Origin of the sequence: Parasedimentitalea denitrificans, assembly GCF_011813015.1 — a bacterium.
Taxonomy (GTDB): domain Bacteria; phylum Pseudomonadota; class Alphaproteobacteria; order Rhodobacterales; family Rhodobacteraceae; genus Parasedimentitalea; species Parasedimentitalea denitrificans.
Map to the genome: position 1 here is coordinate 480,136 of NZ_QHLQ01000001.1, position 15,038 is coordinate 495,173.

The 15,038-nt window shown below is 53.0% G+C and carries 13 protein-coding genes; 6 read left to right on the forward strand and 7 right to left on the reverse strand.

Annotated elements, in window-relative coordinates:
- Positions 1–104 precede the first annotated feature (104 nt).
- The gene (locus tag DL239_RS02305) at positions 105–830 is read right to left on the reverse strand and encodes a cyclic nucleotide-binding domain-containing protein (protein WP_167681820.1); all 726 of its coding nucleotides are present in this window, start codon (positions 828–830) and stop codon (positions 105–107) included.
- 318 nt (positions 831–1,148) lie between these two features.
- On the opposite strand from DL239_RS02305, the gene DL239_RS02310 reads away from it, so the two are divergent.
- From DL239_RS02310 to DL239_RS02330, 5 genes are all read left to right on the forward strand, one after another.
- Positions 1,149–1,844, forward strand: coding sequence for a Crp/Fnr family transcriptional regulator (locus DL239_RS02310; RefSeq protein ID WP_167681822.1), 696 nt, complete (start codon positions 1,149–1,151; stop codon positions 1,842–1,844).
- An 86-nt stretch (positions 1,845–1,930) separates the two neighbouring features.
- The gene (locus tag DL239_RS02315) at positions 1,931–2,536 is read left to right on the forward strand and encodes a LysE family translocator (protein WP_167681824.1); all 606 of its coding nucleotides are present in this window, start codon (positions 1,931–1,933) and stop codon (positions 2,534–2,536) included.
- A 348-nt stretch (positions 2,537–2,884) separates the two neighbouring features.
- Positions 2,885–5,059: a pyridoxal phosphate-dependent decarboxylase family protein gene (locus tag DL239_RS02320; RefSeq protein ID WP_206188304.1), complete on the forward strand. Its 2,175-nt coding sequence runs from the start codon at positions 2,885–2,887 to the stop codon at positions 5,057–5,059.
- Between the two features lie 32 nt (positions 5,060–5,091).
- The gene (locus DL239_RS02325; RefSeq protein ID WP_167681827.1) at positions 5,092–6,099 is read left to right on the forward strand and encodes a hypothetical protein; all 1,008 of its coding nucleotides are present in this window, start codon (positions 5,092–5,094) and stop codon (positions 6,097–6,099) included.
- Complete coding sequence (locus DL239_RS02330) at positions 6,092–6,889, forward strand: adenylate/guanylate cyclase domain-containing protein (RefSeq protein ID WP_167681829.1); 798 nt, start codon at positions 6,092–6,094, stop codon at positions 6,887–6,889. Before DL239_RS02325 ends, DL239_RS02330 begins: the two co-directional genes overlap by 8 nt.
- A gap of 137 nt (positions 6,890–7,026) precedes the next feature.
- Here the strand turns inward: DL239_RS02330 and DL239_RS02335 are convergent, their stop codons facing one another.
- Entirely contained in the window at positions 7,027–7,674 is a 648-nt protein-coding gene (locus DL239_RS02335) for a dual specificity protein phosphatase family protein (protein WP_167681831.1), read from the reverse strand.
- Positions 7,675–7,884: 210 nt separating this feature from the next.
- On the opposite strand from DL239_RS02335, the gene DL239_RS02340 reads away from it, so the two are divergent.
- Complete coding sequence (locus tag DL239_RS02340) at positions 7,885–8,907, forward strand: LacI family DNA-binding transcriptional regulator (protein WP_167681833.1); 1,023 nt, start codon at positions 7,885–7,887, stop codon at positions 8,905–8,907.
- On the opposite strand, the gene DL239_RS02345 is transcribed toward DL239_RS02340, so the two are convergent.
- The 5 genes from DL239_RS02345 to DL239_RS02365 are packed head-to-tail and all read right to left on the reverse strand — an operon-like array spanning position 8,908 to position 14,835.
- Positions 8,908–9,723, reverse strand: a complete 816-nt coding sequence (locus tag DL239_RS02345; RefSeq protein ID WP_206188306.1) for an inositol monophosphatase family protein — start codon at positions 9,721–9,723, stop codon at positions 8,908–8,910.
- A 24-nt stretch (positions 9,724–9,747) separates the two neighbouring features.
- Positions 9,748–10,602 (reverse strand): inositol monophosphatase family protein, encoded by an 855-nt coding sequence (locus DL239_RS02350; protein WP_167681835.1) that lies wholly within the window; start codon positions 10,600–10,602, stop codon positions 9,748–9,750.
- A 57-nt stretch (positions 10,603–10,659) separates the two neighbouring features.
- Complete coding sequence (locus DL239_RS02355) at positions 10,660–11,802, reverse strand: ABC transporter substrate-binding protein (protein WP_167681837.1); 1,143 nt, start codon at positions 11,800–11,802, stop codon at positions 10,660–10,662.
- A gap of 41 nt (positions 11,803–11,843) precedes the next feature.
- Positions 11,844–13,010, reverse strand: a complete 1,167-nt coding sequence (locus DL239_RS02360; RefSeq protein WP_167681839.1) for an ABC transporter ATP-binding protein — start codon at positions 13,008–13,010, stop codon at positions 11,844–11,846.
- A gap of 1 nt (position 13,011) precedes the next feature.
- On the reverse strand, positions 13,012–14,835 hold the full coding sequence (locus DL239_RS02365; RefSeq protein ID WP_167681841.1) for an ABC transporter permease: 1,824 nt from the start codon (positions 14,833–14,835) through the stop codon (positions 13,012–13,014).
- Positions 14,836–15,038: the final 203 nt, after the last annotated feature.

Sequence of the window (15,038 nt, forward strand, 5' to 3'; positions counted from 1 at the left end):
TTCACGTCAAGGCATCGAAAGCACGTCTTGCGCATCAACGGCGCACCCACCCAATCATCATTTACTCGTTGGCTTTGCCCACCATAGTCGCAGGGCGGTCTTTTCTACCTGTTGCGGAGACTGCTGGCCTCTGGAACAGCCCTGGCAAGTTTTTCGGCCATTTCGGCATTAAAATGGGCAATCAGTGAATTCGATAAACGTGGGGATTTATTGAGTGCTTTCTTTAGGCTGGCTCGATCCCAAGACAAGTAGATACTACCCTTCCTTGAGATAACGTCTGCCGACGCAGGCTGATCACGTAGAAAAGAAATTTCACCAACAAACTTGCGAGCTTCGAGAGCATATTCCCCCTCTTCAACCGAAAGGACAGTTTCCCCGGAAAGCAAATAAAACAGATGTTTGGGAACTTCGTTCTTAATCGTCAGATGCAGATCTTCAGCCGCCTCTTTTTGTACGGCCAATCTGATAAGGGCGCGTACTTGGCCAGGATTAAGGCTGGGGAAATCCTCCATGCTCACCACATATTTTGGGGAGAGGCCAAATAGTGATCTTTCCCAAAGAAGCCTAAAGATCATTACGATGTTAACAGCTGCAATAACTGAAGTGGCAGCGATTGCATCCCACAACGGCCCAGAGCTAATCAGAAAATAGTAGACAATATAGCACCCAGATCCGACCAGTATGTAAATCCTAAGCCAGAGATCATCTCGGGTGATTAACCCAACGATGTAGAAAGCCAACCCTGCGTGAACAAGTAGCGAAGTATTGAGTGGGGATATTTCCAGCATCAGTTGTGGCCCAAATTTTGGCAACGCAATCGCAGCGCCCATACAATGGCTTCTTCAACGCCGCATATCGCATTTGTCTTTTTGAATTCTGGTCTTGGCCTGACCGCATGTAGGTGCCAACAAATACAACCTATTCAACTGGGAAACCCCTGCATGTGCGCCAAACCAAGACCCATTTGCCCAAGCCTCATCAGGAACGACCAAGCAAATGTAACGTTGATATTTGCCATCTGAGAGGCGCGGTATGTAAAATAGATTACACAGTACAAAATAAACGGGGCAGAGTATGAACGAAAACGGAGTGGAAGAACTATGTGGAACTATTGGGTCATTTCTCATTCATTTGGCGGGAAGTGCTAGATGTTCGACCCGGACGTAAAGCAAGCACCGGAGCAAGGCGGTTTTTTCACCAGTCTCTCAAACCAAGTGCAGCATGAACTCGCAGAGGTCCAAACAGAGGTTTGCCTCAAGGCCAACCAGTTCCTTTTTCACCAAGGAGATGAGGCCAACGCGGTTTACGTTGTCCAGGCAGGTACGCTCGAGGTCAGTGCCGTGTCCGAAGCGGGCAAGAAACTGTCACTCAATATTCTGCGCCCTGGCGAGCTGTTTGGTGAGAACGCCCTGAGCGATGGCGGTCTGCGCACCGCTTCAGTCTCAGCGCTTGAAAGCAGCGTTATTGCGAAATTTCAAACCGAAGATCTATTTGATTTGATGCGCCGGAAGCCTGACGTGGCAATTGAGCTTATGAAGCTGGCGATCAAGCGGTTTCAGTGGGTCAGTTCGCAGTTGGAAACATTTACTTTTCTTCCCCTCAACATGCGCTTGGCTAGGCGCATTCTTCATCTGTCCGGAAAACTGCCAGATCAACGTGACAGACTGTTCTTTAGTCAGGTGGAATTAGCTGAACATTCTGGTGCGACCCGCGAGGCGGTGGCAAATATTCTGGCTGTTTGGAAAAGCCGCGGGCTGATTGAGACTGGCCGAGGACACATCAGAATACTGGACCACGAGGGTATAAAAAAAGTGGCCTATGAAACCGAATGGGGGGCTTTGTAAAGTAGATTACATATCCGGTGCCGGGCGCCATTCATAGTTCGTTCAGACGTGCAGGTTGCACCTGCTTCCCCTGATTGGACCAAACTATGCCCTTCGATATATGGATCTCCTTTGTTGCCACCTACTTTGCGATAACTGTTATCCCCGGCCCCAGTGTGTTCATGGTGACCTCTCAGGCATTGACCAATGGGCGCCCTGCAGCAATTAAGTGCGCGCTTGGTGACGTTGCCGGCGACACCATATTGCTTGTCGGCTCTATGTTCGGGATATCCTTGCTCTTGGCGAGCTATCCGCAGACGTTTTCTGTGTTGAAGTGGACCGGGGTGGTTTGCGTTTTTGCCTTGGGCCTGCAGAAAATTGCGATCTCTTTTACATCGGCCGACCCGAAAGCGGCCCGGCCAGATCGCGCCGCTGCATTGGGGTTTGCAACAGGTCTAAGCAACCCTAAAGCAATGGCCTTTTATGTCGCTTTGCTGCCAAGCTTTATTGATCCTGACAGGAGCCTGTTTGCGCAGTCATCCGTCCTGATGGTTACGGCAGCTTGTGTCGGCATAGCTTGCCTTGTCGGCTACGCTTTTCTTGCTGGCTTTGCCCACTTCCTGCTGGCGAAGCCTCAGATGAAAAGCCGCGCCGATTTAAGCTGCGGTCTGTGTTTGGTCGCATTGGGTGCAGTCCTGGGCTGGACAAGATAGGGTTGCTCCACGCCCTTCACCATTGACAATGACGGGTTTTAATTTTGGGAAACTAGAGTATTATCATTGATTTAAAGGAGGATTGTCATTCAAAACCAAGTCGCTTTTTGATGGTATTCTAACGACCTAGACAAGTCGTAATAATTTCACTACCGTCATCCGCGCTACTTGTTTTAACTATACTTCTGGTAGAGTTTTATGACCCGCGCCCCCTTGAATGATGCTCTTTTAAAGGAATTAGGACAGTTTCACCTTCGTGACAGGTCCGGGGAACTAGGTTTGAACCGACCTGGGTCAAATGTACCGGAAACCTGGTTTCTGGGACCAAATGCTGAGAACAGCACATGGATGTCCCGATTGGTGGAAATGGCGCTGCATGGCAATTACTCCTACCGCCAAGAATATGCCAAAAATGACCCGCCTATTTTCGACCTTAACGAAATGGCTGGCGAGAAAAGAGAAGCGTTTGATCAGTCACAGGCGCTTTTGGAGAACCGCCTGAATGAGTTACTGGGTCACCTCAAGGGCTCTATCCCGTTGGCCAGTTATCGAAACCAATCACACATGTACTGGGACGTGTCTCTTCCGGGCGTGATTGGGTACATCGCGGCATTGCTCTTTAACCAAAACAATGTCGCGGCAGAAGCTTCGCCGGTTACCACGATGCTGGAGATCAAGGTCTGTGACGACCTGTGTCGCATGCTTGGTTATTCTCTTCCAACGCAGGATGAAGTGGCCGATGGTGCGCTGAAGCCATGGGGCCATATCTGCTGTGATGGATCAGTTGCCAACGCAGAAAGCATCTGGGCGGCGCGAAATGCCAAGTACTTGCCCATTGCATTCGCAGAAGCCCTGCGCAACGAGCCTTCACTGGCGTGTGCATCGAACCTTACCGTTCAACTCCTTGATGGCAAACGCAGCCGGTTTCTGGCGCTGGATAACTGGCAGTTGCTGAACCTACCACTTGACGAAGTTGTCGGCCTTGCGCCTCGGATATGCAAAACAATGGGCATCAGCCCGGAGGCTCTGACAGAGGTCCTTGGCAACTATTCGGTGCAGTCACTTGGATTGGTGGAATTCCACCGCAGATTTTTGCCGGACGTCCCCGCCCCCGTCATCATGGCCCCCTCACCTGCGCATTATTCCTGGCCCAAGGGCATGGCCTTGGTTGGTCTGGGGCGTCAGTCGATGCGGGTTGTCGCGGTGGATCTGGATGCCCGGATGGATATGGTTGCGCTACGCAGGCAGTTGGACAAATGCTTGGCTGAACGACAACCAGTCATGCAAGTTGTTGCTGTCATCGGCACCACCGAGGAAAGTGCCGTTGACCCGCTGCATGACATCCTGAAAATCCGGGAAGAGTATCGTCAGCTAGGGATGGAATTTTCGGTTCATGCGGATGCGGCTTGGGGCGGGTATTTCGCTTCGATGTTGCGCGAACCCTTGGCCAATCCTGAAGACTCTGCGGGTTCGCCATCAAGTCACAATCTAACGAACCTTGTCCCCGCTGGATCGGATGCAAAGCAAGACTTGTTTACCTATGACGGGCTGGCAGTGGGGATGCACATGAGTGACTATGTGCGACGCCAGTACAGAGCCTTGCAACACGCTGATACCATCACTGTTGACCCTCACAAGGCTGGTTTCATCCCATACCCAGCCGGTGCGCTGTGCTATAGGAATGGCGCAACTAGAGATCTCATCGCGTTCACCGCACCTGTAGTTTATCACGGCGGGGTAGACCCAACGACTGGTGTCTATGGCATTGAAGGATCGAAACCAGGGGCTGCTGCGGCGGCTGTCTGGTTGTCCCATAGTGTCATCCGCACTGATCAATCGGGATATGGTCGGCTGTTGGGACGTTGCATTTTCAACAGTAAACGGCTGTACGCCTCACTCTTTCAGCTCGCGGCTGAGCATCCAACTGTTACGGTCACTCCGCTGCAAAGACTGCCGGCGGAAAAGGCTGGCGGTACGCCGTTTGAGATCGAAGAACAAAAACACATCCTTGCTAGATCTGTCGCGCCACGATCCAATTCGCAACTGCTGAGTGTTTTCGAAAGCCGTCCAGAGGTGTTCGAACTATTCCGCGAGTCCGGGTCAGATCAGAGTATCGTGACCTATGCGTTCAATTTCAGAACTGCCGAAGGTGAAAATTCTGACTTGCAGCTGATGAATGACATGAACCTGGATATATTTCAGCAACTTAGCATACAGTCCTATAACGGCGGACATGTTCCCAACGCAGAGATGTTTGTAACGTCATCAGAGTTTTCTCCCGACACGTTTGGCCAGGATTTTGTTGATCACTACGCACAGCGTTGTGGCGTCACACCTAGCAAAGGAATGGGTTTGGTCTATCTGATTTCAACAACGCAGAATCCATGGCTGACCGAAACCATGCACAACAAAAAATCCGAGAACGGAAACATGCTGCCAGAATTGATGAAAGTACTATCTCGGGCCGCTGAGAAAGCCGCCCAAAAGGTAATCAGGCGTCACGGACTGGGCGAACCTGGATAAGTTTGTTTCTGCGCTGAAAAAGGAGTGAGTTCATGGAGCATGGGGCCTGTCACGAGAATGATGACTATTCAAACACTGCGCTCAATTTGAACAAGCCAAAATTTGTGACCAACATGCGCCACCAGCACGCTCTGGTTTTGGTTGGACGTGACACGATTTTTGGCGTCCATATGACGCAATATCATCATGAAGAACACAAATATCAGATGATTTTGGAGCTGGAGCTTCCTGAAGAGGTGAGGAAGATCTATCGTGATCTGAGACAAACCTGGCCCGAGATGGCATTTGTTCTGTGCAATGCTGAGTCCGATTTATTTATGGTGCCCGAGATCGGCGGCGGGTCGATAGCCAGTTTTCGGGCGAATATATTCATGGGCCTGTTCCCGTTGGACAAATTGTTACCAGAGGAGGAAGAGAACGAACATTTCTTTCCCTGGGCTCCTTCGATTGTCAAACCCCTAAATGACGTTGAATTTGAGGTGACAGTCAAACGTGTCGTTCAATTTCGCCCATTCAACCACCAGGAAATTTTGCCGAAATTTGCCAATTACTATGTCTGGGGAGACGGCAATGAAGCGCATATGACACATTGGCAAACCGCGCATCTGGCAAGTGGCCCGTTTGACGCTCCTGCATTTGGTCCCGACTATGATCATATTATGACGCTCAAACACGCCCCAAACTGGCTGGATGCGCCGTTGCTGAAGGCCGGCGTCTCAGTGAGCGTTCCGGCAATCAAGTTGCGAAATGCAACAAAGAAGAAAAAGCCAGATATACCACAGGTCCGCCCTTTCAAACATGATGGCAAGATCGAAGTCCTGTATCGCGGAATAGGACAGCCCTATGAGGTCGTAGCTGGGTACACATATGTCTTTGGCCCACAAGTCGCTAGCAGCCCATCGACGATACCAGAACTCGATCCGTCAGTGACCACGTCGAACAGTCCTGACCAAATGATGTTCATGCCAGCCACCCCCAAGGAATACTGGGCAGATGCGAGGCTATCCTCGAATATAAAGGACGGGTTCAAGGATGAATGATGCAGACAAACAGACAGGGCATGAAGAGCTTTGGAAACAGGTGTTCGGCGAAGGACACCCAGTTCTTGTCAAGAAGCAGAGACGCTTCCTGAGTTGGCCAAACGACCCCCGCTGCAAATTGTGCTATGCACCATTTGCTGGTTTCGGCGGCTTCTTTGTGCGCCTTTCAGGCACCATGCCTTCGGATCGCAACCCCCATTATTGCAACAAATGCGATTCATTCCTGCAGGCATTTCCCGGCGGGGCTGAGGTTCTTATGACCGTGCTCATCCTCGACATTCGGGGTTCGGTTGACCTGTCGGGCAAGATTTCACCAAAGCTGTACGCCGATACTGTCAATCAGATGCGTGAAATCACCAGCGAGATCATCGCGGCAAACAACGGTTTCATCCTCGAGTTCCAAGGCGATTCAGTTGTTGCGGTTTTCCCGCCGGGGTTCACGGGGCAAGACCACGCTGAAAAAGGCATAGCAACGGCGCGCGAAATTCTGAAACAATCCCTAAAGATCGTGGGCACGGATCAAACACTCTCCGTTGGGATTGGGGTGCATACAGGGTCGGTTTACATATGCACGGTGACGGCAGCCGGTGGAAATATGCAAGGCGTCGGTGTTTTTGGCCAGAATGTAAATCTCGTCGCTCGATTGTCTGCCGCTGCAGACGCCGGACAAGCCTTGGTTAGCATCGAAGCCGCGTCTGAAGCCAAGCTTGATTGTGATAACGAGAATACCGCAGAGCTTGAGCTAAAAGGGTTGGAAAGCCCTCAACAGGTAGTCCGACTTGATTTCTAATGTAATTTGACTGGGATTCACCACCGCTTTGACATTACCTAGCGAATGCAGGAACCAACTTGGAACAACGTTGGCGTCAAACGGCGAAGTCGGCGAAAAGGCGGGCATCTGAATTGATACCCGCCCTAAATCTATCGCTACACATCTTGGGCGGCATCGTAGGTCACCGCAGCAATATCCGCCTTGGCAGCATCCAGTAGCTCAATGGCCTTAGAGGCACGCAATGCGGCTTCGGTGAGCATGGGTTTTGGCGTTTCGTGCCACTCGTCCGGACGCAACTCGCGCCTATCACGAATTACGCGGATCGCATCATAGAGTGTTGGATAGGTTTCGGGGTGGTTTTGGTGCAAATACAACGCGACAACAGCAACCGAACGGCTCCGCCCTCCCCTACAATGCACCAAGATATTGCCCCGCTCGCGACGTGGGTACGACGGTTTATCGGGCCAGGTCTGCTCCAATGCACCCTCTAAAATGTAGTATCCGGCTAGGATCAGTTTTTCCGGATTACCTGCGCCATCGACCATGCCGATCTTATAGGTGCGCACCGGTGCTGGGCCTGATGCGCATTTGGCGCCCTCTTCGGCCAACAACGGGTCAGAGACATAGTTGATATCCAAATTGACTGCACAATTGACGACTGTGGTGATGCCGGTTTTCGCCAACAAGTCGACATTGCGCGCTCCATCGGCGCCACCGATATATAGGGCAACCTTGTCCGGGCCGACGCCTTCGGCAATCAGGCTGATATCCGGCCGATCATATACAGGAGTCTTCTTAGTCATCATGCATCCTTTTATTTTCCCTATTGGTCACTCGCGCCTGGGATATAGCTTTCAGTGAGTGTTTCATTTTTTGCACAGGTGTGCAATGATGCTTTTACGTAACCGATTTTTGATGAAATTATACCGCAGGTATCAACGGATCATTCTAAATTTGTTGAATAAAAACTCTTCCCGCAGCATACCATGTAGAACCTCGTGAAAGGCAGGCGAATGAAAAAGAAAACCGGGACGTCATTTGTTAGCGCTCAACAAGTCGCTGATCTGGCTGGGGTTTCTCGTTCGGCTGTGTCACGCACTTTCACCAAGGGCGCATCGGTTTCGCCGACCACCCGTAGCAAAGTCATCAAAGCCGCAGATAGTCTTGGGTATCACGTCAACGAACTGGCACGCGGATTGATAAACGAGCAGAGCAATATTGTCTGTATCGTTGGGGCCGATATCTACACCCCCTATCAATCGCGATTTATCGATGCCCTAACCCGCGAGCTTCAGGCTATCCACAAGGTGACGATGGTGGTGAACTCATCGGGTGATAGTGAGGTGCGCGATGCGCTGGCGCAGACCATACGCTATCGCGCGGATGCCACCCTTGTCCTGTCGGGGCAACCTGATGACGCGCTTATCCAAACATGTCTGAACAATGGGCAGCGGGTCATCGTTGTTAATCGCGACAAAATGCAATCCGGTGTCGAAAGCATCGTTGTGACCAACCGCGTTGCCGCCCGCGAGGCGTTTCACATGCTGCATCGCGCAGGCTGTCACAATATTGTAGCCGTGTCCTCCAAGGCAGGAACACCCAGTCTGGTCGCGCGCGAACAGGCGTTCCTGCAAGAAGCAAAAGACCACGGCATTGAAGCCACCCTAAAAACCGTAGGTATGACATCCTATGAAACTGGCGCCGAAACAGCACGCCAGTTATTCAGTGGCAGCAATCCCCCGGATGGAGCCTTTTGTCTAACCGATCTTCTGGCCTGTGGCTTCATGGATGTCGCACGTCATGAATTTGGGCGCCGCATTCCCGAAGACCTTTGTGTGATTGGCTTTGATGACATTGATCAGTCTAGCTGGTCTTCATATAATTTGACGACCTTCCGCCAACCGGTTGAGGATATTGCGGTCCACATTCGCGACCTGCTTAGTTCTCGACTTGACCCCGACTTGGGCGAAGGACCCACCCGCTTTCCGACTGAACCGGTTTGGCGTCAGTCGGTACGGATGGGGGCCAAACCCTAGTTATTTAATGACCGGGATACCGCTGGCCTTGGCCAGCAAGTCAGAAATTCCTGGCGTTGCGGCTAAAACCTTGCCCCCCTGGTACAATTCGGCTGTTTCCGGAAACCCACCGATTACGCCACCTGCTTCCTGCACCAGCAAAAATCCGGCGAGACAATCCCAGGCATTCATATGCAATTCGGCATAACCGTCAGACCGACCTTCGGCGACATAGGCCAAACCCAGCGCCCCAGATGAGGCCCTGCGCACATTTGCACCGTCATCGAACAGCTGATGGATGATGTCATAGTACTGCTGGTTTGGCAGACGGTTAGACCAACCAATTTCTATGCTGGATTCATCGGCCCGGGCAATCCGAGAAACCGAGATTTTGCTTTCATTGCGGTAGGCACCCTGGCCTTTACGCGCAAAATATAACTCGTCAAACGAGGGGTTATAGATCGCGCCGATCTGAACTTCGCCAGCTGACACAAAGGCAATTGCCACACAGTAATGAGGAATACCGCGTGCAAAATTAGCAGTGCCGTCTATTGGATCGACAACCCAATAGTCGCCTTCAACCACACCGCCGGTTTCCTCACCTAAGAAACCATCAGATGGAAACTGAGCTTCAATCTCGCTTCGAATGAGTTTTTCAACAGCCAGATCAGTTTCGGTCAGAAAATCCTGTGGGCCCTTCATTTCAAAGGCGCCGGCCGGTCGCTCATCGAACGCCTTACCAGCAAGCGCTCCCGCCGCTTTTATCAACTTACGGCAGGCTTCGGCGCGCGCATCTAGATCGACATCTGACATACGAACTTGGGCGGAACTCTTCATTCTAAAACCTATTATCTTAGTCGATCAGCGTTTAGCGCTTGATCGATTGTTTTCAATTTCGTCCGCGATGGTCAAAAGCGTCGGGTAATTCCCACCGGCACCAATCGCAGCATAGCCAGGGGCTTCAAATGCTGGGCGGGAGCGTTTTTCAGCGTCCCAATTAATGGGGTGGTATATGCCTCCGGATTTCTCCAAGATCATTATCGCCGCCGCAACGTCCCAGGGGTTGATACCAACCCCAATCGCCCCGTCTGCCCAGCCCACAGCTACATGAGCAATTCCCAGTGCAGCGCTGCCATTGCGGCGCACACCTGAGAAGTCCTCCATCAGGCGCCCAAACCGGTCCAGAGCCACGTCTTTACCATCGGCCGCTAAGTCGCGTGCCGATGGGTAACTGGCCAGCAAAGTGGCGTCGGCCTGATCCGGCATAGCTTGGGTTTTCAGAAGATTATCACCCAGATAGGCCCCCGAGGTGTCGGCGCTGAACATGTTGCCGCCCATCGGGTCCCAGATCGCGCCCGCGATGATTTCATCATCCAGAACCGCGCCAATGGACACACACCATGATGGTAGCCCGCAGGCAAAATTGGCGGTGCCATCTATCGGGTCAACAAACCACTTTAGGTCACCTTGCCCCTGCGCTCCGCCCTCTTCACCGACCACTTGCGAGTCCGGCACCATCGTCAGCAACTGATCGACAATAACCACTTCGGCGGCTTTGTCATGCTCGGTCACGATATCGCGGCGATCTGCCTTGTAGGACAGGTCCATGCTGGACCGAAACGCCTTGATCAGCGGTTCATGAACAGAATGGGCCACCTTTTGCGCGATGCTGCGCAAATGCGTCGAATACTTGGGATCAACTTGGGGTGCTGACATTATGGTACTTTTCTTCGAGAGAGTGTTTTGGCCCGGGACACTCCCGGGCCAAGTAAGTTAGCGGTTATAGCTGATACGCCACAGGTCCTGCCAATCCTGACGCATGTCAAAATCGTCAGCGCCTGTTTCAGCCACGTGTGGTGTCAGACGATCACGCAGCTGAACAACACCCGATGGCTCCTCGGGGTGTGGAGCAATCGCGCTGTTGCCTGACATTTTACCGTCACGAACCATCGGTCCAACGCCCGCTTCGGTCATCATGAAGTGCAGGAACAGCTTGGCAGCATTTGGGCTTTTGCTACCGTTTGAGATCAGGCCAAAGCCCGGCTTGTAAAAGCCCATGTAAGGCTGGATATCCTGACAGATCGACATGGTCAGACCACCATCAACCGTATCGCGGTACTTGGCTGACGACATGATGCCAAAGAATGGTTCAGCCTGACCCGGCGTGCCAACGGCATCAGCCACATCCCCGTCGCTGTCGGTCAACAGCGGAGCGTTGCCAGCAAGGGCTTCGACCCATTGGGCGGTTGCAGACTTGCTGCTGGTATCAAGATCGCTGCCAAAATGCGCCTTGTAGGCTGCGGCAACGTCATCATCAAAATGCATTTCCATCTGGTTGAACCAGTCAGGAATGGAAGGCTTGTGCAACGGATCCGGCATGGCAACGCGGCGGTTCCAGTCATCACCGGTCAGTTCCCAAATATTGGCGACTGGGCAAGTATCAGTGTTTTCGCTGTTAAAGCTCCAGACCGATGGGTCACGCCAAACTACCAGCGGATCCTGAGACAGTTCATCAATGTCACCGGCCAAATCTGGCGGTGTCCAGCTGCTGACCATATCCGATCCCAGTAGCTGCGCCAAAGTCGCGCCAGCGTCGCTGGAAATGATCACGTCACCCACTGTGTTACCAGACTGTGCTTCGCGCACCACCAGGTCGATCTGAGCAGCGCCCTTAACCTTGCTGCCAACAGCCTCAATGCCATACATCTCGGTAAAGGCCTTAGCGGCTTTCTTGATTTTGCCGGTGCTGGCGTAGATCGTGATTGGACCCTCGCCTTTGGCGGCTGCAATCAGCGCCTCAAGGTCGAAATCTTCTGCCATCGCTGGCGACATTGCACCACCGACAACAAGTCCCGCCGCCGCACAGGTCGCCTTGGCCTTACTCGCCCATGACGGGATTTTAATTGATAGTGTCATTTCAGTCTCCTCCACTGTTTTTTAGTCGTCATCACCTTTGGTTATGACGCTTTTGCCGCTGAAGGCGCGCAGCTCTCCCCTGCTGCACAGAATTCAGCGATAACATCATCCGCAGCGGTCAACCGTTGGTCATCGCTATCGAACAAATGCATGAATGCAGGCGAGGTATGGAACCAGACCTGTTGGCCCACGCTTACCTGCGGGGGTTCGTTTACTGTCAGGAACAGCTTGTGATCATCGACCATCACTTCGATGATCCAGCTGCCGCCAGTTGGCAGGATGGCAGCTACAAACGCCTCTTCGGCAAAATGATCTGCCGGAACGTCCGAGATTTGACTGGCAAGCTTGATGTTCTCGGGGCGAAGGCCGAGTGAATCTGCACCGGAAATCGCAGGGAAATACTCTTTTAGATACTGCCGTGAAGCATCTGTAATACGCGAATTGCCAGGCGACTGGTCAATGATGTTGATCGGCGGACTACCAACAAATTCAGCCACAAAACGGTTGGCGGGGCGGTCGTAGATATCATTGGGCGTGCCGACCTGTTGCAGGGTGCCGTCATGCATCACCGCAATGCTGGTCGCCAGCGTCATCGCCTCCCACTGGTCGTGGGTTACAAAGACAATTGTGGTGCCAAACTCACCGTGAATACGCTTTAGCTCGGTCCGCATTTCCAAGCGCAGGCGCGCATCTAGATTGGACAGAGGTTCGTCCAGCAACAACACCTCTGGGTTCACCGCCAACATTCGGGCCAGCGCCACACGTTGTTGCTGCCCCCCGGACAGTTGCGACGGATAACGGTCGCGATATTGCTCGATCCCCAGCTTTTTCATCACAAGGTTGACCCGCTCTTCGCGCTCCGCCTTGGGAACCTTGCGCAGACGCAGACCAAAGTCGGTGTTCTTCTCGATCGTCAGGTGCGGCCACAACGCGTAGGACTGGAACACCAATCCCATGCCTCGCTGTTCTGGCGGTACAAACACGCCCTTACCGATGGAATCGATGACGCGGTCACCAACCGCGATCTCACCGCCGGTCAGGTTCTCCAACCCTGCAATCATCCGCAGTGTCGTGGTCTTGCCGCAGCCAGAAGGCCCCAGCAGGCACATGAACTCTCCATCCCCGATTTCCAGGTTCAGGTCTGACACCGCGTTGGTGGCGTTCTTGTCATAGCTTTTGTTGACGTGTTTCAGCGTGATATTTGGCATGTCAGCCTCCCAATCCATCAGCGAGGTTTGTTTTGGTCAGCCTTTGGGCAGCTAGGGTGCCGAAGTAGGCTATGGCCGAGATCATTAGAACAACGGCGTTTGCAGCTTGGGTGTAGTTGTAGTCGAGCAAGCGCAGCGAGAAGGTCGTCAGAACATCAGTGCTTGGGATCGCAAGGATAACAAACAGACTGAGCCCGCGAATGCCCGAGATGAAGGGCAACAGCACACCGGCCACCAGCGCACCCTTTTGGATCGGGATCACAATGGTCACCATACGGCGGAACCATCCTGCCCCAGCCACCTGCGCAGCCTCCTCCGGGTCTTTACCCAGTTGCATCATAGCAGAGATACCGGCGCGCGAGGCATAGGGCATCTGGTCCGCCATAAGCGCCAAGATCAGGATCGCCGCAGTTCCATACAGTGCCGGGATCGGTCCGCGTTCTACCGCGAACAACGACAGATAGGCGGCGGCGAAGGCGATGCCCGGAACTAGGTAGGGAAAGAACGTCACCTGGCGCAGGAAGATTGACACCCCCTTGATGGGTGAACGCACTACGACATAGCCGACCAGAATTCCCATGATGCCCGAGCAGATCGAGGCAAAACCGACAATGCGCAGCGTGTTCCACATGGCAGACCAAAGTTCTGACGATAGCAAGATGCCGCTACTCAGGCCGACGGTTTCAAGGTTAGAGCCAATCCAGTAGTCCAGCGTGAAGTTTGACAGGGCAAACTGACCGGGCACTTGCATGATTGTCGACAACAGCAGGGTCATCAGCGGCAGGCCAACGCTCAGGAAGAAGATCAGGCCAGCCAGCGCAGTTGCTGGCATCCGGAACTTCCCGAGTGCCGTCTGGCGGTTCATGGATCCTTTGCCACCAACGGTGACAAACTTGCGGGACTCTCGAACCAAACGGGCGTCAATCAACAGGGAGACAATACCAATCAACATGATTGCGCCAGCCAGAACCGCCGCCACGCCGGTTTGCCGCGAGGCAATACTGCGATACAGCGAAGTGGCAAGCACATCATAGTTCACCGGCAAGCCCAGCACATAAGACACGCCGAATTCACCCAGACATTTAGCAAAAATCAGAACTGTGGCCGACATCAGCGCAGGCAGCATCAGTGGCAGTATGATTTGCCACGCAACGGTACGAGGCCCTGCCCCAAGGATTCGGGCAGAATCCTCTAACTGCGAGTCAAAGCGGCGCAGCGCATTGCCGAACAACAAAATAACAAAGGGCGTATAGTGCAGTGCCAGAATGATGGTGATTGGCAATTGCCCGTAGGCCAACCAATCTGGGGGCGTCCAGCCCATGTTTTCGAACCAGCCAGCTTGTCCGCCAACAGTACGGTTCTTGAACAAGGTGCGCCAAGCCAGCGCAAAGGTCCACGAGGGCAGCATGTAGGGAACGATCAGGGCTGTCGCAAACCAGCGACGCCCGAACATATCAGTCCGGCTAAGTAGCCAGGCCAATACCCCCCCGACTGACAGCGACACCAGGATAGCGCCGAATGAAACGCTCAGCGTATGACGCAGAGGTTCCCAGAACAGGATTTTTGACACCGGTGAGAACAGCGCTCGGTCAAAATAGTACCAGGTCAGCTCGCCCAGATCAGCCTTTGCGCGGCGGACATCACCAAATTGAACCTGTACCGAGTCAAACAGTAGACTCGCGATAGGCACGACGATCAGATAACCGAACAGCAGAACTAGGAATAAGCCAATCGCTGCCGTCGGCTCGCGCCAGCCAATCTTAAGCCGGTAGCGCAGACGCATCCAGCGCCCTACTTCTTCGGGTGATACTTGCTCTTTTATCATTCACTCCCTCACACAGGCACTTTGCACCTGCGCCCCTCCCGTTTGCGCCAACAGACCAGATTCGGTGCTGCTGGGCCGGTTTATCCATCTTCGCCTTGTGCTTGACTTTGTGTCAAGAATTTTTGCACACCTGTGCAACATTAGACGCACTTCTATATTCTTTGTCATAACCTCAAAAATAAACGAAACTCAGTTCCACGATC